This window comes from Streptomyces sp. 63XJN7_1_ISO-PGPR-S23-121 (genome assembly GCF_056173025.1).
The window spans coordinates 572965-591360 of the sequence record NZ_CM149653.1 but is presented as its reverse complement, the minus strand read 5'-3'; the positions used below and the strand labels follow the sequence as shown (position 1 = coordinate 591360).

16 protein-coding genes and 1 riboswitch are annotated in these 18396 nt (G+C 72.5%); of the genes, 9 read left to right on the top strand and 7 right to left on the bottom strand.

The window, feature by feature from the left end; all coding sequences use genetic code 11:
• The first annotated feature begins 266 nt into the window (after positions 1–266).
• The 3 genes from AC0VYN_RS02800 to AC0VYN_RS02790 all read left to right on the top strand — a co-directional run bounded on the left by AC0VYN_RS02800 (position 267) and on the right by AC0VYN_RS02790 (position 4143).
• Positions 267–926, top strand: coding sequence for a LuxR C-terminal-related transcriptional regulator (locus AC0VYN_RS02800; RefSeq protein WP_475536805.1), 660 nt, complete (start codon positions 267–269; stop codon positions 924–926).
• Positions 927–1163: 237 nt separating this feature from the next.
• The gene (locus tag AC0VYN_RS02795) at positions 1164–3092 is read left to right on the top strand and encodes a 2-oxoacid:acceptor oxidoreductase subunit alpha (RefSeq protein ID WP_475534637.1); all 1929 of its coding nucleotides are present in this window, start codon (positions 1164–1166) and stop codon (positions 3090–3092) included.
• Positions 3085–4143 (top strand): 2-oxoacid:ferredoxin oxidoreductase subunit beta, encoded by a 1059-nt coding sequence (locus tag AC0VYN_RS02790; RefSeq protein WP_475534636.1) that lies wholly within the window; start codon positions 3085–3087, stop codon positions 4141–4143. The genes AC0VYN_RS02795 and AC0VYN_RS02790 overlap by 8 nt, the downstream gene beginning before the upstream one ends.
• Positions 4144–4156: 13 nt before the next feature.
• Here AC0VYN_RS02790 and AC0VYN_RS02785 read toward each other — a convergent pair whose 3' ends face one another.
• Positions 4157–4633 (bottom strand): winged helix-turn-helix transcriptional regulator, encoded by a 477-nt coding sequence (locus AC0VYN_RS02785; protein WP_475534635.1) that lies wholly within the window; start codon positions 4631–4633, stop codon positions 4157–4159.
• 97 nt (positions 4634–4730) lie between these two features.
• On the opposite strand from AC0VYN_RS02785, the gene AC0VYN_RS02780 reads away from it, so the two are divergent.
• The 3 genes from AC0VYN_RS02780 (at position 4731) to AC0VYN_RS02770 (ending at position 7864) form a co-directional block, all read left to right on the top strand.
• The gene (locus tag AC0VYN_RS02780) at positions 4731–5585 is read left to right on the top strand and encodes an SDR family oxidoreductase (protein WP_475534634.1); all 855 of its coding nucleotides are present in this window, start codon (positions 4731–4733) and stop codon (positions 5583–5585) included.
• Between the two features lie 137 nt (positions 5586–5722).
• Positions 5723–6781, top strand: a complete 1059-nt coding sequence (gene rarD, locus AC0VYN_RS02775; protein ID WP_475534633.1) for an EamA family transporter RarD — start codon at positions 5723–5725, stop codon at positions 6779–6781.
• A gap of 129 nt (positions 6782–6910) precedes the next feature.
• Positions 6911–7864, top strand: coding sequence for a M28 family metallopeptidase (locus AC0VYN_RS02770; protein ID WP_475534632.1), 954 nt, complete (start codon positions 6911–6913; stop codon positions 7862–7864).
• Between the two features lie 25 nt (positions 7865–7889).
• On the opposite strand, the gene AC0VYN_RS02765 is transcribed toward AC0VYN_RS02770, so the two are convergent.
• Positions 7890–9470: a tetratricopeptide repeat protein gene (locus AC0VYN_RS02765; RefSeq protein ID WP_475534631.1), complete on the bottom strand. Its 1581-nt coding sequence runs from the start codon at positions 9468–9470 to the stop codon at positions 7890–7892.
• Positions 9471–9772: 302 nt separating this feature from the next.
• Here AC0VYN_RS02765 and AC0VYN_RS02760 point away from each other — a divergent pair, with 302 nt between their 5' ends.
• Complete coding sequence (locus AC0VYN_RS02760; protein ID WP_475534630.1) at positions 9773–10375, top strand: flavodoxin family protein; 603 nt, start codon at positions 9773–9775, stop codon at positions 10373–10375.
• Here the strand turns inward: AC0VYN_RS02760 and AC0VYN_RS02755 are convergent.
• The 4 genes from AC0VYN_RS02755 to AC0VYN_RS02740 all read right to left on the bottom strand — a co-directional run bounded on the left by AC0VYN_RS02755 (position 10365) and on the right by AC0VYN_RS02740 (position 14817).
• Positions 10365–11318 carry an ABC transporter permease gene (locus tag AC0VYN_RS02755; protein WP_475534629.1) on the bottom strand — a complete coding sequence of 318 codons (954 nt, stop codon included), beginning with the start codon at positions 11316–11318 and terminating at the stop codon, positions 10365–10367. The genes AC0VYN_RS02760 and AC0VYN_RS02755 overlap by 11 nt on opposite strands.
• Positions 11305–12288: an ABC transporter ATP-binding protein gene (locus tag AC0VYN_RS02750; protein ID WP_475534628.1), complete on the bottom strand. Its 984-nt coding sequence runs from the start codon at positions 12286–12288 to the stop codon at positions 11305–11307. The genes AC0VYN_RS02755 and AC0VYN_RS02750 overlap by 14 nt, the downstream gene beginning before the upstream one ends.
• Positions 12289–12334: 46 nt before the next feature.
• The gene (locus tag AC0VYN_RS02745) at positions 12335–13546 is read right to left on the bottom strand and encodes a LolA family protein (protein ID WP_475534627.1); all 1212 of its coding nucleotides are present in this window, start codon (positions 13544–13546) and stop codon (positions 12335–12337) included.
• 260 nt (positions 13547–13806) lie between these two features.
• On the bottom strand, positions 13807–14817 hold the full coding sequence (locus AC0VYN_RS02740) for a polyprenyl synthetase family protein (protein ID WP_386920348.1): 1011 nt from the start codon (positions 14815–14817) through the stop codon (positions 13807–13809).
• 743 nt (positions 14818–15560) lie between these two features.
• Positions 15561–15726, top strand: a riboswitch (cyclic di-AMP (ydaO/yuaA leader).
• Between the two features lie 3 nt (positions 15727–15729).
• Between AC0VYN_RS02740 and AC0VYN_RS02735 the strand changes: the two genes are divergently transcribed.
• Complete coding sequence (locus AC0VYN_RS02735; RefSeq protein ID WP_475534626.1) at positions 15730–16224, top strand: transglycosylase SLT domain-containing protein; 495 nt, start codon at positions 15730–15732, stop codon at positions 16222–16224.
• 57 nt (positions 16225–16281) lie between these two features.
• On the opposite strand, the gene AC0VYN_RS02730 is transcribed toward AC0VYN_RS02735, so the two are convergent.
• A complete protein-coding gene (locus AC0VYN_RS02730) occupies positions 16282–17091 on the bottom strand; it encodes an HAD family hydrolase (protein ID WP_475534625.1) in 810 nt (269 codons plus the stop codon).
• Between the two features lie 213 nt (positions 17092–17304).
• On the opposite strand from AC0VYN_RS02730, the gene AC0VYN_RS02725 reads away from it, so the two are divergent.
• Positions 17305–18390 (top strand): GNAT family N-acetyltransferase, encoded by a 1086-nt coding sequence (locus AC0VYN_RS02725; RefSeq protein WP_475534624.1) that lies wholly within the window; start codon positions 17305–17307, stop codon positions 18388–18390.
• Positions 18391–18396: the final 6 nt, after the last annotated feature.

Here is an 18396-nt window from a genome sequence, read left to right as displayed (position 1 = left end):
GCGGCTGCCGCCGCCACCGGAGACACCGCCGGCCGGAGCCCCGTACCCCCCGGGCTCCGGCCGGCGTAATCGATTTTCGGCCACCGAGTGTCCGAATCCCGGCCCGGCCTCCGCTTTTCTTCCCGGTACTTCCGGTCGTACGAACGCATCCGGCCTCCGATGCTGGAATGCTGGGCCTGTCGCACGGGCGGTCCGTGGACGCGGCGCGGGCCGCGCGGGCCGTGCGGGTGAGTCTGGCTGGGGGGCCGAAGAACGTGGAGGACAGGGTGCGGGTGGTCATCGCCGAGGATTCAGTGCTGCTCAGGGAGGGGCTGACCCGGTTGCTGACCGACCGGGGGCACGAGGTGGTCGCCGGCGTCGGCGACGCCCAGGCGCTGATCAAGACCATCACGGAGCTGGACGCGCGGGGGGAGCTGCCGGACGTCGTCGTGGCGGACGTACGGATGCCGCCGACGCACACCGACGAGGGCGTGCGGGCGTCGGTGCAGCTGCGCAAGGCGCACCCCGGGCTCGGCGTGCTGGTGCTGTCCCAGTACGTGGAGGAGCGGTACGCCACCGAGCTGCTGGCCGGTTCCAGCCGGGGCGTGGGCTATCTGCTCAAGGACCGGGTGGCCGAGGTGCGGGAGTTCGTGGACGCGGTGGTGCGCGTGGCGCAGGGCGGTACGGCGCTCGACCCCGAGGTGGTCGCGCAGCTGCTCGGACGCAGCCGCAAGCAGGACGTGCTCGCCGGGCTCACCCCGCGGGAGCGGGAGGTCCTGGGGCTGATGGCCGAGGGCCGGACGAACTCCGCGATCGCCCGGCAGCTCGTCGTCAGCGACGGGGCCGTCGAGAAGCACGTCAGCAACATCTTCCCGAAGCTCGGACTGTCCCCGAGCGACGGCGACCACCGCCGCGTGCTCGCCGTGCTCACCTATCTCAATTCCTGAGCACCGCGCCACCGGAGGACATCCGGACGACGGCGAAACCGCGGCACGGAGAGGGGGCGTCTTCACCGGCGCACGGGGGGCGGGGAGACGTGGACCGGCAGGATGCCGGTCCGGCTCGGGGTCGCGCCCATCATGCGAATGTCCACCGGAAGTCAACACCCGCGGACGTAGGGTTGATCCGGGACGGTCGATGGGAGACCAGTCCCCGGACAGCCGCCTCGAGGGAGGTCCAGTTCAGTGACCAGCCAGGTCAGCAGCCCAGCGGAGCAGGCCGACGGAACCGTCGTAGGAGAGCAGCGCGAACCGGTAGGGGCGAAGGACGTCCGCCGGCTGGACCGGGTGATCATCAGGTTCGCCGGGGACTCCGGTGACGGCATGCAGCTAACCGGTGACCGCTTCACGTCCGAGACGGCGTCCTTCGGCAACGACCTGTCGACGCTGCCGAACTTCCCGGCCGAGATCCGGGCGCCCGCCGGCACCCTGCCGGGCGTGTCGTCGTTCCAGCTCCATTTCGCCGACCACGACATCCTCACCCCCGGCGACGCGCCGAACGTGCTGGTGGCGATGAACCCGGCCGCACTCAAGGCGAACGTCGGCGACCTGCCGCGCGGCGCGGAGATCATCGTCAACACCGACGAGTTCACCCGGCGCGCCATGCAGAAGGTCGGCTACGAGACGTCTCCGCTGGAGGACGGCTCCCTCGACGGGTACCACCTGCACCCGGTGCCGCTGACCACCCTGACGGTGGAGGCGCTCAAGGAGTTCGACCTCAGCCGCAAGGAGGCCGAGCGCAGCAAGAACATGTTCGCGCTGGGCCTGCTGAGCTGGATGTACCACCGTCCGACCGAGGGCACCGAGCGGTTCCTGCGGTCGAAGTTCGCGAAGAAGCCCGAGATCGCGGAGGCCAACATCGCGGCCTACCGGGCGGGCTGGAACTTCGGCGAGACGACGGAGGACTTCGCGGTCTCCTACGAGATCGCGCCGGCGGCCAAGGCGTTCCCGCCGGGCGTGTACCGCAACATCTCCGGGAACCTGTCCCTGGCCTACGGCCTGATCGCCGCGTCCCGCCAGGCCGACCTGCCGCTGTTCCTCGGCTCGTACCCGATCACCCCGGCCTCGGACATCCTGCACGAGCTCAGCCGGCACAAGAACTTCGGTGTGCGCACCTTCCAGGCCGAGGACGAGATCGCCGGCATCGGCGCGGCGCTCGGTGCCGCGTTCGGCGGGTCGCTGGCCGTGACGACGACGAGCGGCCCGGGGGTGGCGCTGAAGTCCGAGACGATCGGTCTCGCGGTCTCCCTGGAGCTGCCACTGCTGATCGTGGACATCCAGCGCGGCGGGCCCTCCACCGGTCTGCCGACCAAGACCGAGCAGGCGGACCTGCTCCAGGCCATGTACGGCCGCAACGGCGAGGCCCCGGTGCCCGTCGTCGCCCCGCGCACCCCGGCGGACTGCTTCGACGCGGCCCTGGAGGCGGCGCGGATCGCGCTGGCCTACCGCACCCCGGTCTTCCTGCTCTCCGACGGCTACCTGGCCAACGGCTCCGAACCATGGCGGATCCCGGAGCTCGACCAGCTCCCCGACCTGGCCGTGCGGTTCGCGCAGGGGCCGAACCACACCCTGGACGACGGCACCGAGGTGTTCTGGCCGTACAAGCGCGACCCGCAGACCCTCGCCCGCCCGTGGGCGGTGCCGGGCACCCCGGGTCTGGAGCACCGGATCGGCGGCATCGAGAAGCAGGACGGCACGGGCAACATCTCCTACGACCCGGCCAACCACGACTTCATGGTCCGCACCCGCCAGGCCAAAATCGACGGCATCGACGTCCCCGACCTGGAGGTCGACGACCCGGACGGCGCGCGCACCCTCGTGCTCGGCTGGGGCTCGACGTACGGGCCGATCACGGCGGCCGTCCGGCGGCTGCGGCGGGCCGGGGAGTCGATCGCGCAGGCCCACCTGCGCCACCTCAACCCCTTCCCGCACAATCTCGGCCCGGTCCTGAAGAGCTACGACAAGGTGGTGGTCCCCGAGATGAACCTCGGGCAGCTCGCCACGCTCATCCGGGCGAAGTACCTGGTCGACGCACGCTCGTACAACCAGGTCAACGGCATGCCGTTCAAGGCGGAGCAGCTCGCCACGGCGCTGAAGGAGGCCATCGATGACTGACGCCAACGCGCTGCTCCAGCTCGTGCCGAAGGCCGGGGGCAAGCAGTCCATGAAGGACTTCAAGTCCGACCAGGAAGTGCGCTGGTGCCCCGGCTGCGGCGACTACGCCATCCTCGCCGCCGTGCAGGGCTTCATGCCCCAGCTGGGCCTGGCGAAGGAGAACATCGTCTTCGTCTCCGGCATCGGCTGCTCCTCCCGCTTCCCGTACTACATGAACACCTACGGGATGCACTCCATCCACGGCCGCGCCCCCGCCATCGCCACCGGCCTGGCCGCCTCACGCCGCGACCTGTCGGTGTGGGTCGTCACCGGCGACGGCGACGCGCTGTCCATCGGCGGCAACCACCTCATCCACGCGCTGCGCCGCAATGTGAACCTCAAGATCCTGCTGTTCAACAACCGGATCTACGGTCTCACCAAGGGCCAGTACTCCCCGACCTCCGAGGTCGGCAAGATCACCAAGTCGACGCCGATGGGCTCGCTGGACGCGCCCTTCAACCCGGTGTCGCTGGCGCTGGGCGCGGAGGCGTCCTTCGTCGCCCGGACCGTCGACTCCGACCGCAAGCACCTCACCGAGGTCCTGCGCCAGGCCGCCGACCACCCGGGCACGGCGCTCGTCGAGATCTACCAGAACTGCAACATCTTCAACGACGGCGCCTTCGACGTCCTCAAGGACCGGCAGCAGGCGGAGGAGGCGGTGATCCGGCTGGAGCACGGGCAGCCGATCCGTTTCGGTGCCGACGGCTCCAAGGGCGTCGTCCGCGATCCGCGGACCGGTGACCTCGAGGTCGTCACGGTCACCGCGGAGAACGAGGCGGACATCCTGGTCCACGACGCCCACGCCGCGTCGCCGACCACCGCGTTCGCGCTGTCCCGCCTGGCCGACCCCGACACGCTGCACCACACCCCGATCGGTGTGCTGCGCTCCGTCGACCGGCCGGTCTACGACACGCTGATGTCGGACCAGCTCGACACCGCCGTCGAGCAGAACGGCAAGGGCGACCTGGCGGCGCTGCTGGCGGGCGGCGACACCTGGACGGTCGTCGGCTGAGCGCCGTACCGCATCACGAGGCCCGGGACGCAGGTGCCCGGGCCTCTTGTCGTGCCGCTCCATCCCGTACCGCCTCGGCCTCCTGCCGTGCCGCCTCGGTCTCCTGCCGTTGCGCCCGGGTCTCGTCGTACGCCAGGCGGGCCCGCTCGACGTCCGTCATCCGCTCGCGCGTCCACTCGGCCAGGCCCCGGACCCGCTCCGCAGCCTCACGGCCGAGGGGTGTCAGGGAGTAGTCGACGCGGGGCGGGATGACGGGCTTGGCGTCGCGGTGGACCAGGCCGTCGCGTTCGAGGGTCTGGAGGGTCTGGGTGAGCATCTTCTCGCTGACGCTCCGGCCGACCCGGCCGACCGCCCGGCGCAGCTCGCTGAACCGGTGCGGCCGGTCCAGGAGCTCGATCAGGACGAGGACGCCCCAGCGGCTGGTCACATGCTCGAGGACGAGCCGGTAGGGGCACATCGCCTCGCCGGCCCGGGGATCACTTACCGCCATATGGGTACCTTACTTCAAAGTGGGTACTTTCTTTTGGTTAGCGCTTCGCCTAACGTCGGTGGCATCGCACCTCATCCCCCACAAGGAGTTCCGCACCATGAGCATCGTCGTCACCGGAGCCACCGGACACCTCGGCCGCCACGTCGTGGCGCAGCTGCTGGAGAAGGTGCCGGCCGACCAGGTCACCGCGGTCGTCCGGGACCGCGACAGGGCCGCCGACCTCGCCGCCCGCGGAGTGCGGCTCGCGGTCGCCGACTACAACTCCCCCGCCACCTTCGACGGCCTGTTCGCGGCCGGCGACCGGGTCCTGCTGATCTCCGGCAACGAGTTCGACAAGGGACGCGTCCAGCAGCACCGGGTCGTGATCGACGCGGCGAAGGCGGCCGGGGTGGCCCTGCTCGCCTACACCAGCGCCCCCAGCAGCCTGACGGCCGCGCTCGCCGACGACCACCGCGCCACCGAGGAGGTACTGGTGGGCTCGGGCGTGCCGTACGTGCTGCTGCGCAACGGCTGGTACCACGAGAACTACACCGAGCAGCTCGCTCCGGTCCTGGAGCACGGCGCCGTGGTGCAGGCGGCGGGCGAGGGCCGCGTCTCCTCGGCCGCCCGCGCCGACTACGCGGCCGCCGCCGTCGCCGTGCTGACCGGCGAGGGCCACGAGAACACGTCGTACGAGCTGGGCGGCGACGAGGCCTGGAGCTTCGCCGAGTACGCCGCCGAGCTGAGCCGGCAGACCGGCAAGGAGATCGCCTACCGGCCCGTCTCCGTCGAGGACTACGTCGGCATCCTCACCGGCGCCGGGCTGCCCGAGCCGCTGGCCGCCGTCTTCGCGGGCGTGGACGCCGCCATCGCCAAGGGCGAGCTGGTCGTCTCCACCGGCGACCTGTCCCGGCTGACCGGCCGTCCGGCGACGCCGCTCGCCGAGGCGATCCGGGCCGCGCTGAAGGACTGAGCCCGCACCACCCGGCCCACCCGGCCCCCTGTCATGACCGTATGGCGATACGGGCATGACAGGGGGCCGGGTGCGGCGCTATTTTCGACCTGGCACGCCTCCGTGTTCGGCGCGCCGTAGGCGAGAAGGAGGTGCCCGTGGCCGGGTCGTCCAGGAGTGAACAGCGCATAGGCCTGCTGAACGGCTTCGCGGCGTACGGGATGTGGGGGCTCGTCCCACTGTTCTGGCCGCTGCTCAAGCCGGCCGGGGCCGGTGAGATCCTCGCCCACCGGATGGTGTGGTCCCTCGTCTTCGTCGCCGTCGCCCTGCTCTTCGTACGGCGCTGGGCCTGGGCCGGCGAGTTGCTGCGGCAACCGCGCAAGCTGGGCCTGATCACGGTGGCCGCGGCGGTCATCACCGTGAACTGGGGCGTCTACATCTGGGCCGTGAACAGCGGCCACGTGGTCGAGGCCTCGCTCGGGTACTTCATCAACCCGCTGGTCACCATCGCGATGGGCGTGCTGCTGCTGAAGGAACGGCTGCGGCCCGTGCAGTGGGCGGCGGTCGGCACCGGCTTCGCGGCCGTCCTCGTCCTCACCATCGGCTACGGCCGGCCGCCGTGGATCTCCCTCTGCCTCGCCTTCTCCTTCGCCACCTACGGGCTGGTCAAGAAGAAGGTCAACCTCGGGGGCGTCGAGTCGCTGGCCGCCGAGACGGCGATCCAGTTCCTGCCCGCGCTCGGCTTCCTGCTGTGGCTGGGCGCGCACGGCGACTCCACTTTCACCACCGAGGGTGCGGGGCACGGCGCCCTGCTCGCCGCGACCGGCGTGGTCACCGCGATCCCCCTGGTCTGCTTCGGCGCGGCGGCGATCCGCGTGCCGCTGTCCACTCTGGGACTGCTCCAGTACCTGGCGCCGGTCTTCCAGTTCCTGCTCGGCATCCTGTACTTCGGCGAGGCCATGCCGCCCGAGCGCTGGGCCGGCTTCGCGCTCGTCTGGCTGGCGCTCACGCTGCTCACCTGGGACGCGCTGCGCACCGCCCACCGGACCTCCCGGGCCCTGCGGGCACAGCTGGACCGCGCCGGCGGCGGCGTGCCGGCGGTCAAGGAGGACTCCGCGCGGGACTCGGACATCGTGGCCTCGGGAGGACCGGCCCCGGATTCCGCTTCCGCGCCTTCCGCGTCCGCGCGGCTCGACACCCCGACCGTGAAGCCGTAGACCGATATGCGCGACGCGGTGGCCGGATAGCGGTCTTGACGCGGCGTCAGTGACGGCCCCACCATCCAGGCACCCCATTCACCCGGGAGTCCTCCCCAGGGACTCCCCAGGAATCCGGAGCCCCCCACTATGAAGGTTTCCGTTTCCGGGCGTGCGCTGGCGGCCGGTGCCGTCGCCGTCGCCACCCTCGTCACCGGCGGTTCCGCGGCCGGTGCGGCACCCGCCACCGGGACCGCCGCCGCGGCCGCCGCACCCGACATACCGGTGGCCAACGTCAAGGCCCACCTGACGCAGCTCCAGTCGATCGCCACGGCGAACGGCGGCAACCGCGCCCACGGCCGCCCCGGCTACCAGGCGTCGCTCACCTATGTGAAGGGCAAGCTGGACGCCGCCGGCTTCACCACCACGGTCCAGCAGTTCACGTCCTCCGGCCGCACCGGGTACAACCTCATCGCGGACTGGCCCGGCGGCGACACCAATCAGGTTGTCATGTCCGGGTCACACCTGGACAGCGTCACCGCGGGTGCCGGCATCAACGACAACGGCTCCGGCTCGGCCGCCGTCCTGGAGACCGCGCTCGCCGTGGCGCGCTCCGGCTACCAGCCCACCAAGCACCTGCGCTTCGCCTGGTGGGGCGCGGAGGAGCTGGGGATGGTCGGCTCCCGCTACTACGTCAACAGCCTCGGGACCACCGGACGCGCGAAGATCAGCGGCTACCTGAACTTCGACATGATCGGTTCACCCAACCCCGGCTACTTCGTCTACGACGACGATCCCGCGATCGAGAAGACCTTCAAGGACTTCTACGCCGGCCTCGGCGTCTCCACCGAGATCGAGACCGAGGGCGACGGCCGTTCCGACCACGCGCCCTTCAAGAACGCGGGCATCCCCGTCGGCGGCCTGTTCAGCGGCGCCGACTACGTCAAGACGTCCGCGCAGGCGGCCAAGTGGGGCGGCACCGCGGGCCAGCGGTTCGACCGGTGCTACCACTCGTCCTGCGACACGACCGCCAACATCAACGACACGGCGCTGAACCGCAACAGCGACGCCGTCGCGTACGCGGTCTGGGCGCTCTCGCGGTAGCGCCCGGCGCGTCCGGGCCGGCCGGTCAGTCGGCCCGGGCGTGGGCGCGGGCCCGGTCGGCGAGGCGGCCCATGCGGGTCCGGGCCGTCTCGAGTTCCTCGACGTCGTCGGCGGCCGGTCCCGCCCCGGCGGCGAGTTCGCTCCACAGGCCGACCAGGTCGTGCCCCAGCTCCAGCCCCCGTTCGGGGTCGCGCACGGCACGCCAGGCGGTGGCCGCGCTCTGGACGTTGCCGTAGGCGGCCTCCGCGTCGCCGGCCGTGCGGTGGATCCGGGCCAGGTCCAGCGAGAGCCGGAAGGCGCGTTCCGGGTCGCCCGACAGGTAGGCGATGTAGGCGGTGAGTTCACGGAGCCGGAGTATCTCGGGGTGCTCCGGCCCCAGCGTGTCCGTGGCCTCGGCCACGGAGCGCTCCGCGAGTCGCGCCGCGTCCTGCGTACGTCCCTCCTTGACCGCCTCGTTGATCCGCGCCGTGGGCTCGGCGAGGAGGGCGGGAGCGGTGGCGTCGCCGGGTGCGGTGAGCGGCGCGTCGCCGAGCACGGCCTCGGCCACGGCGTCGAAGCCGCGGGCGGGGGTGGGCGTGGGCCTGGGGCCGGGGTCGGGGTCCAGGACGAGGCCCGGGACCGGCTTGGGACGAGCGACGGAGACGGGGGCGGGCACCGGGCCGGAGGGCGTCGGACCGGAGGGCGTCGGACCGGAGGGCGTCGGACCGGTGGGCGTCGGACCGGTGGGCGTCGGACCGGTGGGCGCGGGAGCGGTGGGCGCGGGAGCGGCGGATGCGCGGTCGGCCGGCGCCGGACCGGCAGGAGCAACGGGGGCCGGACTGTAGGGGCCGGGAGCGCTGGGCGGTGTCGGGGCGCCGGGCGCATACGGACCGGCCCGACGGGCCGCGGACACGGGACCGGCGGGAGCGGCTGCGTCCGCCGCCGTACCGCCGGCCGCGGGCGCCGCGTCCATCCGGGGCGGTGGACCGAACACCCCCGTCGGCGGCGCCACCGTGCCCGGCGCCGTGGGCAGGGCGGGTTCGGGCAGGGCGCGCAGCACGAACGTGGGCACGGACGCACGGGACGCCGTCCGCTGCGGCTCCGCGGCCGCCGGCCTGTCGGCAACCGAGGCGACCGGGGCGACCGGGGCCGGGGCGCCCGCGGGGACTTCGCCGGTGGGGACCGCCGGGGCCTGCCGGACCGCGGGCCCCGCCGAGGCCGGCTCGGACGCCGGCACCCCCGGGGACGGCGGCGCTTCGGGCACCGCCGGGGCGACTGCCACCGCCTCCGGGGTCACCGGCGTGCGCGGGGTCGGCACCGGCTTGCCGGCGAGGTGGCTGGAGCCGTCGGGGTCGACCCGGAGCCGGACGACGCAGCCGATGCGCTCGTCGTGGATCGTGGCGAGGACGGGCCTGCCCCCGGCCAGCGCGAAACGGTGGAGGCGGTTCAGGACGGCGTGCCGGATCTCCTCGCCGGGCGCGGCGACGACCAGGACACCGTCGACCGAAGCGCCGCGCGCGTCACCGCCGGCCTCCGGTACGCGGACGTCGATCGGCGTCTCCACGGGAGCGGGCGGGCGCTCGGCGCGTAGCTGGGCCCGCCGCTCGTCGCGGCCGAGTCGAGACATCTTCCCCCCACTCCTAGGCGGCTTCCGTCGGCGGTTTCGCTTCCCTGCCGTCCAGAGCCTGTCATGCCTGTCGTTCATCTGCCGTCGAGTCTCTCCGCTCACCCGCGATTCTGGCGTCACCGCGGTGTCACAGGCTCGTTCCAGGAGGTCACGAAGGTGCGGTGGGCCGCGTCGGCCACCGCCGGCGGCGCCGCCCGAGCGGGCGTCCCGCGCACCGCCCGGCACCACCCTGGACAATCCCATGCACGCGCATATACTGCACGTGCTGGTAATTCGCGCACGCCGATCACCTGGGAGGACCCATGAGCCGCCGCTTCCTCTTCCTGCTGGGCAGCAGCCGCCCCGACGGCAACACCGAGCTGCTGGCCCGCCGTGCCGCCGAGCAGCTGCCCGCGGACACCGAGCAGCGCTGGATCAGCCTGGCCGAGCACCCGTTGCCCGAGTTCGAGGACCTGCGGCACGACAGCGACCACACCCGGCCCACCGCGGGGAACGCGGGCCTGCTGCTCGACGCCACGCTCACCGCGACCGACCTGGTGATCGCCTCGCCGCTGTACTGGTACTCGCTGTCCGCCCCGGTCAAGCGCTACCTCGACCACTGGTCCGGCTGGCTGCGCACCCCCGGCCTCGACTTCAAGGCGACCCTGGCCGGCCGCACCCTGTGGGGCGTCACCGCGCTGGCGCACGAGGAGCCGGAGGTCGCCGACCCGCTGATCGGCAGCCTGAACAACTCGGCGGCGTACATGGGCATGCGGTTCGGCGGGGTCCTGCTCGGCAACGGCAGCAGGCCCGGCGACGTCCTGCGCGACACCGACGCGCTGTCCCGCGCCAAGACCTTCTTCGCCGAGGAGCCGCCGCTCGCCCGTTTCCCCTACGAGCGGACGGACGCGCCGGCTACGAGGTGATGTCCTTCGCCGTGAACCGGGCCCAGGCGGCCGAGCCGAACACCGCCGCGTACAGGGCCTGGAGGCCGAGGTTCTTCACCAGGTCGTCCCAGTAGACCGGCTCGCGCATCAGGTCGGCGAAGGACAGCCAGTAGTGCGAGAAGAAGTACGGCTGGAGCGCGTGGAGCTGGGGGATCTGGTCGAGGATCTGGACGGTGATCAGCAGCCCGACCGTGGTCGCCATCGCCGCGATGCCGCTCGTGGTCAGCGTGGAGACGAACAGGCCGAGCGCCGCCACGCCGACGAGCGAGGCGGCCACGACCACGACGATCAGCAGGGCCCGCCAGAGTCCCTCGGCATACGTGATGTGGGTGCCGGAGATGGTGGTCAGGTCACCGAGCGGGAACAGCAGGGCCCCGACCGCGAGCGCCGAGACGGCGACCACGAGGGTGGCCGCGAGGCAGAAGGCGATCACCGTCGCGTACTTGGTGAGCAGCAGGCGGGTGCGCCCGGCCGGGGCGACCAGGAGGTAGCGCAGCGTGCCCGCGCTCGCCTCGCCCGCGATCGCGTCACCGGCGACGACTCCGACGGCCATGGGCAGGAAGAACGGGAGCGTCGCGGCCAGCGCGGTGAAGACCAGGAACAGTCCGTTGTTGCTGATCTGCGAGATGAACGCCGGTCCGTCGCCCCCGCCGCCCCGGCCTCCCCCGCCGAACGACGAGCCGTCGCCCGTCTCGATCCTCACGGCGACCCCCACCAGGACCGGCACCGCGGCCAGCACGCCCAGCAGGGCGAGGGTGCGCCAGCGCCGGAAGGTGGTCAGCAGCTCGCTGCGCAGCAGCCCGAGGGACCACAGGCGGCGCGGCGCGCGCCCGACGCCCGCGTCCACGTCCACGTCCGTGCTCCCGCCCACAGCTCCGTCGGACCGTGCCGCCCCTGCCGGTGACGCCTCAGCCCGCGACATCGAAGCCCTCCCCCGTCAGCGCCACGAACGCGTCCTCCAGGGAGGCCCGTTCCACCCCGAACCCGCGGACGCGCACGCCGGCCGCGACCAGCGCGGCGTTCAGATCGGCGAGGTCGCCGCCCGGTGGCTCCGCCGTCACCCGGTCCTCGGCGACGGTTACGTCCCCGGCGCCCCGCTCCTTCAGCACCCGTGCCGCCTCTCCCGTGTCCGGCGTGGTCACCACCAGCCGGCCACGCGCCCCGGCCGCCAGGTCGGCCACCGCGCCCTGCGTGATCAGCCGGCCCCGCGCCATCACCGCGGCGTGCGTGCACACCTGCTCGATCTCGTCCAGCAGGTGGGAGGAGAGGAAGACGGTCGTGCCGTCGGAGGCCAGCTCGCGCACGAGGGTGCGGATCTCGCGCATGCCCTGGGGGTCGAGCCCGTTGGTGGGCTCGTCCAGCACCAGCAGGCGGCGCGGCTGGAGCAGCGCCGCCGCCAGGCCGAGGCGCTGCTTCATGCCGAGCGAGTACGCCTTCGCCTTCTTGCCCGCGGCGGCCGCGAGGCCCACCCGGTCCAGCGCCGCCCCGACGCGCTCGCGCCGGGTGCGCGGGTCGGCGGTGGGGTCGGCGGCGTCGTAGCGCAGGAGGTTGTCGCGGCCGGAGAGGAAGCCGTACAGGGCGGGGCCTTCGATGAGGGCGCCGACCTGGGGCAGTACGGCACGGGCGGCGCGCGGCACCGGCCGGCCCAGCACCCGTGCCGTGCCCGAGGTCGGCTCGATCAGGCCCATCAGCATGCGGATGGTAGTGGTCTTGCCGGAGCCGTTGGGGCCGAGGAAGCCGAAGACGCTGCCCGCCGGGACGGTCAGGTCCAGGCCGTCGACGGCGAGTTGCCCGCCGCGGTAGCGCTTGGTGAGCGCCCGGGTGGCGATCACGGCGTCACCCGCGCTCCCCCGGTCCGGACGCTCCGGCTCCGCGGCGGACGGCTCACCCATCGGCTCCCTCTCCTCGTCGTACGGGTACGGACCGTGGCGTCCGGTCCTACTTCGCGGCGTCGGCCGCCTTCACCAGCGCGTCCTTGGTGACCGCGCCGGCGTAGACCTTGCCGTCGTCCGTGATCAGGGCGTTGACCAGGCGGGTCTCGAAGACCGTGCCCGAACCGAAGTCGCCCTTGACCTGGTCGCCGAAGGAGCCCAGGAAGCCGCCCAGGTCCCCGCCCGCGGAGTCCTTGGGCAGACCCTGGCCACCGGTGTCGAAGGCGGCGATCGAGTTCCAGCCCTCGCCGATGACCTTCAGGCCGTCCAGGCCCCCGGCGAGGTCGCCGCCGGGCCCCCGGCCCCGCTCGGGCGCCTGGGGCGCCGCGTCGCCCTCGGTGACCTTCGCGCCCTTGGGCGGGGTGAAGTCGAAGGCCGACGCGTCCGGCTTCGCGAAGCTGACCTGGGTGAAGCCGGCGTCCACGACGGCGGCGCCGCCACTGGACGGGGTGAGCGTGAACTTCAGCGGCATGCCGGTCCTCGCGTCCACGGCCACGCTGATCGCGCCGACCGTGGAACCGGACTGCCTGGGCTTGATCACCAGCCGGTAGGCGTCCCGGCCGGCCACCTGCGCGGTGCCGTCCACGGTCACGGAGGTGGTGTCGTCGACCGCCTTCAGTGCCTGCTCGGTGAAGTCCTTCGGGGTGGCCGGCGCCTTCTCGGCGGGCCGCTCGGCGCCCGCCGCGGCGGTGGAGTGGTAGACCTCGTTGGACCTGCTGTCGTAGCCCCAGACGTCCTTGCCGTCGTGGATCAGGCTGTACTCGGCGGCGTTCTCCAGCAGGGACAGCTTCTGCCGGTCGGGTCCGTCGGCCGCGACGCGCAGCGTGTGGGTGCCGGTCACCAGCCCGGTGAGCTTGGCGGACGGGTCGGCGGCGGAGCCGTCGTCGCCCTCGCCCTCGCCCGGGCCGCCGGACATGCCGGACATCAGGCCGCTCTCCAGGCCGCCGAGGTCCGGCAGGCCCAGGTCGGTGCTGATCCTCACCGTGCCGGACAGCTGCTGGACGTCCGACTGGGCGATCCTCTCGATGAGCTGCTGGGCCGTCACCTCCGGCAGGTCCGGGTCGCCGGAGTCGGCGAGCGCGGGGACGAGCCCGATCGTGGCGGCCGCCACGCCCATCACCGCGACCGGGACGACGTACCGCGCTGCCCTGCGCCGTCCGGTGCGCGGTTCCTCGCGCTCCCCGGCGGTCGTGCTGTCGTCGGAATCGATCGGTGCCATGTGTGCCCTACCTCCGTCGTCGGCGGCGGCTGTCTCGCGACCTCGCACTGTTCACCCGTGAGCCGCCATTCTCACCCGAATCGGTGAGGAGTGGTGTTTTTCCGTGGTGTCCATCTGACCAAATCGGTCAGGAAGAAGCGTCAGACCTCGGGCTCAACTCCGCGTACTCCTGCGGGATGACACGGAGGAGCGGCATCTCCCCCGGCCCGTAGGGGGCAGGGGCGCCACGCCGGGAGGGCGCGGGGAACGGCCGGGCGGGGTCAGCCGGCCCGGTGCACCACCGCGTCGCACAGCTCGATCAGCGCGGCCTTCGCGTCGCACTCCCGCAGCGGGGCCAGCGCCGCCCGGGCGTCCTTCGCGTACCGGACGGTGTCCCGCCGCGCCTGTTCGAGCGCGGGGTGGGCGCGCAGCAGGCGCAGCGCCTCGGCGTGCCGTGCGTCGTCGCTCAGGTCGGAGTCGAGCAGCTCGCACAGGGCGACGTCCTCGGCCAGCCCCAGCCGGGCCGCCCGCTCGCGCAGCCGCAGCACCGGGAGGGTCGGGATGCCCTCGCGCAGGTCCGTGCCGGGCGTCTTGCCCGACTCGTGGGAGTCGGAGGCGATGTCCAGGACGTCGTCCGCGAGCTGGAAGGCGACGCCGAGCCGCTCGCCGTACTGGGTCAGCACGTCGACGACCGTCTCGTCGGCGCCGGACATCATCGCGCCGAACCGGCAGGAGACCGCCACCAGCGACCCCGTCTTGCCGCCCAGCACGTCCAGGTAGTGGTCGACCGGGTCCCGTCCGTCCTGCGGGCCGGCCGTCTCCAGGATCTGGCCGGTGACGAGCCGCTCGAAGGCCAGGGCCTGCACCCGGACCGCCTCGGGCCCGAGGTCGGCGAGGATCTGGGAGGCGCGGGCGAACAGGAAGTCGCCGGTGAGGACCGCCACCGAGTTGTCCCAGCGGGTGTTCGCGCTGGGGACGCCGCGGCGCACGGCGGCCTCGTCCATCACGTCGTCGTGGTACAGCGTGGCGAGGTGGGTCAGCTCCACGACCACGGCCGAGGGCACGATGCCGGGCGCGTAGGGGTCGCCGAACCGGGAGGCGAGCATCACCAGCAGCGGCCGGAACCGCTTGCCGCCGGCCCGCACCAGGTGCTGGGCGGCCTCCGTGATGAACGGCACCTCACTTTTGGTTGCCTCAAGCAACCCTTCCTCGACGGCCGCCAATCCGGTCTGGACATCGGCTTCCAGAGCCTGGTCCCGCACGCTCAGCCCGAACGGCCCGACGACGGTCACGAGGGGTCTCCTGTCTGCTGGTGTCTACTGGCGATTACCTGGTTTGTCGATAGGTCGCTGCCACCACTCGAGTCAGCGTATCCGGTCACGTTTCGATCACCGCTAGCGCCCACCGTTACAGGCCGGTCGGTATTGGATCATGCGCGATATGTTTTTGATCGGGCGATATGAGCAGATACCGCCCGATGCCACCAGAACGGCGCGAACCGGGACACGGCACGCCGGAAACCGCCACCGAAGATCCCACCATTCCTCCCAACGGGCCGCACCCCGGGAACGTCACCCATTCGGCACCCTCCCGCCCTCCTCTCCCCCCTCCCCTCTCCGAACGGATGCCCGCACAGCGCGCGGGGACACCGGGACGGACCACCGGCGGCGAGGCGCGATCGAGGGTACGGAGCCCCGGCCCGGCCGCCCGTCCCGCGCCCGCCGGCGAAGCGACCCCCATCGGCGGCCGGTTGGCCACTAGTTGGCCCTAATGCCCGTTTTGCCGATCTTGTTGAGGCCCGTGAGTTGGCTCACGCCCCGGCGACCCCCCGCACCCGCGCCGCGAACCCCGCCACCCCTTTGCCCCGTAGGGGAGTTGGCCCTTGGCAGTCGCAAAGGATCAAGCAGCTCAAAACGCCCTGATCAAGGTCAAGAGGCGCGTCGAGTGATTCCTGCACTTGTTCCGGACATGTGCTCTCGCATACGTTCCCGGCCTGTCGGGCGGACGCCGAATCCTGCCACCGCCCCGACGCACAGTCATCCACTCGACACACTCGCAGGCAGGAGCGGGGGACCCAGGTAAGTCGTCGCGCCGGACACCACCGGAGCGGCTCGGGGTGAAGCCGTACCCGTCAGGGCACGGCCGGGCACCTCCCCGCCCGAACCCGACAGCTCACCTCGCAGGCGTAGGAGAGGGACACACACATGCCTGCCAACGGTCAGAACCGTCACGCCCGCACCGCCCGCCTCGGCCGCAAGCTCGCCCTCGCCGGCGCCGGCGCCGCCGTCTTCGCCATGCCGCTCGTCGGGGCCGCCACCGCGTCCGCCGCCACGCCGGCCACCACGACCACCGCCGCCACCGCGGCGACCACGGCCTACCCGGACAACCTCGACGGCTGGATCCGCGAGTCGCTGGACATCATGGCCCGGCACGGAATCCCCGGGACGTACGACGGCATCCACCGCAACATCATGCGGGAGTCGTCCGGCAACCCGCTCGCCATCAACAACTGGGACATCAACGCCGTCAACGGCACCCCGTCCAAGGGCCTGCTCCAGGTGATCGACCCGACCTTCCAGGCGTACCACGTCGCCGGCACCTCCTGGGACTCGTACGACCCGGTCGCCAACATCACCGCCGCCTGCAACTACGCGGCCGACCGGTACGGCTCGATCGACAACGTCTTCAGCGCGTACTGAGCCGTACCCCGCACCCGGCCGTGATCCGGTCCCGTCGGCCTCCGACGGGACCGGGACCTAGCCGGCTCCGAAGATCCGCTCGAGGACGACGGCCACGCCGTCGTCCTCGTTCGTCGTGGTGACCTCGTCCGCGACCGCCTTCAGTTCGGGGTGCGCGCCGGCCATGGCGACCCCGCGGGCCGCCCAGTGGAACATGGGGATGTCGTTGGGCATGTCCCCGAAGGCGATCGTCCGGCGCCGGCTCAGGCCCAGGTGCTCGGCGGCGAGCGCCAGGCCGGTCGCCTTGGTGACACCGCACGGCTGGAGCTCCACCGTCCCCGGCCCCGACATCGTGACCGTCGCGAGGGAACCGACCACCGCGCGCGCCGTCGCCGCCAGCTCGTCGTCGGACAGGTCGGGGTGGCGCAGCAGCACCTTGCTGATCGGCGCGCTCCACAGCTCGTCGCGCCGCTCCACCCGCACCGCGGGCAGGGTCGGGTGGGGCATCAGGTAGCCCGGCTCGATCAGCGTCAGTCCGTCGACCCCGTCCTGGTCGACCGCGGCGTAGACCTCACCCACCTCCGCCTCGATCTTGCCGAGCGCGGTCTCCGCCAGTTCCCGGTCCAGGGTGACCGACCAAAGCATCCGGTGCGCGCCGGAGTCGTACACCTGCGCGCCCTGTCCGCACACCGCGAGCCCCGTGCAGCCCAGGCCGTCGAGCAGCGGGCGCACCCTCGGTGCCGGGCGCCCCGTGACCACCAGGTGCCGCGCGCCGGCCCGGGCCACCCGCTCCAGCGCGGCCAGCGACCGGTCGGAGACGGTGTCGTCGCCGCGCAGCAGCGTTCCGTCGAGGTCGGTGGCGACGAGGGCATATGCGGTGCGGTCCATGATCAGAGAATACGGACACCGAACCTGCCCGACTCACCCACGACCGGTTGCGCACGAGGACGTTCGCAGGTGTCCGAAACCTGACGCAACACCGTCTAAAGGCGGTTAAAGGCCTGTGCACCAGTTGGCAACAACATGCTCCGCCTTCTACCCTCCCGGCGGCCCCGGGGGTACCTTCCTTCTGTCCAGGGGGGACTTGATCGGGGGGTCGGGTTGAACGGCGGACGTGTACGTGTACTGAGGCCGGAGGAGCTGGGCGAGGGGGAACGGGAGCGCTGGCGCGCGCTGCGCGCTGCCTCGAGGGCGCCGCGCAATCCGTTCATGGAGCCGGAGTTCACCGACGCCGTGGGCCGGGTCCGGCCCGGGGCGCGGGTCGCGGTGCTGTACGACGGCGGTGAGGCCGCCGGTTTCCTGCCGCACGAGCGCGGGCCGCTGGGTCAGGGCCGGGCGATCGGACTCGGGGTCTCGGACTGCCAGGGCGCGGTGCTGCGGCCCGGTCTCGTCCCGGACACCCGCCGACTGCTGCGGGCCTGCTCCCTGTCGAGCCTCGCCTTCGACAACCTGGAGGCCGAGCAGGGCCTGTTCGTGCCGTACGCCGCCGAGGAGCACACCACCTACGTCATCGACGTGGAGAAGGGCTACGAGGCGTACGAGAACGTGCTGCGCGCCCAGTCGCCGAAGTTCCTGAAGACCACCCTCGCCAAGGAGCGCAGGCTGGGCCGGCAGGTCGGCGACGTGCGGTTCGTCTTCGACGAGCGCGAACCGGCCGCGCTGCGCACGCTCATGGAATGGAAGTCGGCGCAGTACCGCAGGACCGGGCGGCGGGACCGGTTCGCGCAGGAGTGGATCACCCGGCTCGTCGGGCGGCTCGCCGGGACCCGGGCGCCCCAGTGCACGGGCACGCTGTCCGTCCTCTACGCCGGCGGCCGGCCCGTCGCCGCCCACTTCGGGCTGCGCTCGGCCTCGGTCCTGGCCTGCTGGTTCCCGGCGTACGACCCGGAGGCCGCGAAGTACTCGCCGGGGCTGGTACTGCATCTGCGGATGGCCGAGGCCGCCGCCGCCGAGGGCATCGGCCTGCTCGACATGGGGCGGGGCGCGGCGGAGTACAAGGACTCGCTGCGGACCGGCGAACTGCCCGTGTACGAGGGGACGGCCACGCGCCCGGGGGCGGGCGCCGCGCTGCAGTGGCTCGGCCGCGAACCCGCCCGGCGCGCGCACGGCTTCGTGCGCGACCGGCCGCGGCTGGCGTCACTGGCGGCACGCACGCTGAGGGGGGCGGCCCGGCTGCGCCGGCCGTGACCGAGG

Bases quoted from the DNA above. Each gene is read 5' to 3' on its own strand.
- AC0VYN_RS02730 (WP_475534625.1), bottom strand. From the start codon at position 17,091: ATGGACCGCACCGCATATGCCCTCGTCGCCACCGACCTCGACGGAACG.
- AC0VYN_RS02780 (WP_475534634.1), top strand. From the start codon at position 4,731: ATGAGCATCGTCGTCACCGGAGCCACCGGACACCTCGGCCGCCACGTC.
- AC0VYN_RS02750 (WP_475534628.1), bottom strand. From the start codon at position 12,288: ATGGGTGAGCCGTCCGCCGCGGAGCCGGAGCGTCCGGACCGGGGGAGC.
- AC0VYN_RS02765 (WP_475534631.1), bottom strand. From the start codon at position 9,470: ATGTCTCGACTCGGCCGCGACGAGCGGCGGGCCCAGCTACGCGCCGAG.
- AC0VYN_RS02745 (WP_475534627.1), bottom strand. From the start codon at position 13,546: ATGGCACCGATCGATTCCGACGACAGCACGACCGCCGGGGAGCGCGAG.
- AC0VYN_RS02760 (WP_475534630.1), top strand. From the start codon at position 9,773: ATGAGCCGCCGCTTCCTCTTCCTGCTGGGCAGCAGCCGCCCCGACGGC.
- AC0VYN_RS02735 (WP_475534626.1), top strand. From the start codon at position 15,730: ATGCCTGCCAACGGTCAGAACCGTCACGCCCGCACCGCCCGCCTCGGC.
- AC0VYN_RS02790 (WP_475534636.1), top strand. From the start codon at position 3,085: ATGACTGACGCCAACGCGCTGCTCCAGCTCGTGCCGAAGGCCGGGGGC.
- AC0VYN_RS02785 (WP_475534635.1), bottom strand. From the start codon at position 4,633: ATGGCGGTAAGTGATCCCCGGGCCGGCGAGGCGATGTGCCCCTACCGG.
- AC0VYN_RS02770 (WP_475534632.1), top strand. From the start codon at position 6,911: ATGAAGGTTTCCGTTTCCGGGCGTGCGCTGGCGGCCGGTGCCGTCGCC.
- AC0VYN_RS02755 (WP_475534629.1), bottom strand. From the start codon at position 11,318: ATGTCGCGGGCTGAGGCGTCACCGGCAGGGGCGGCACGGTCCGACGGA.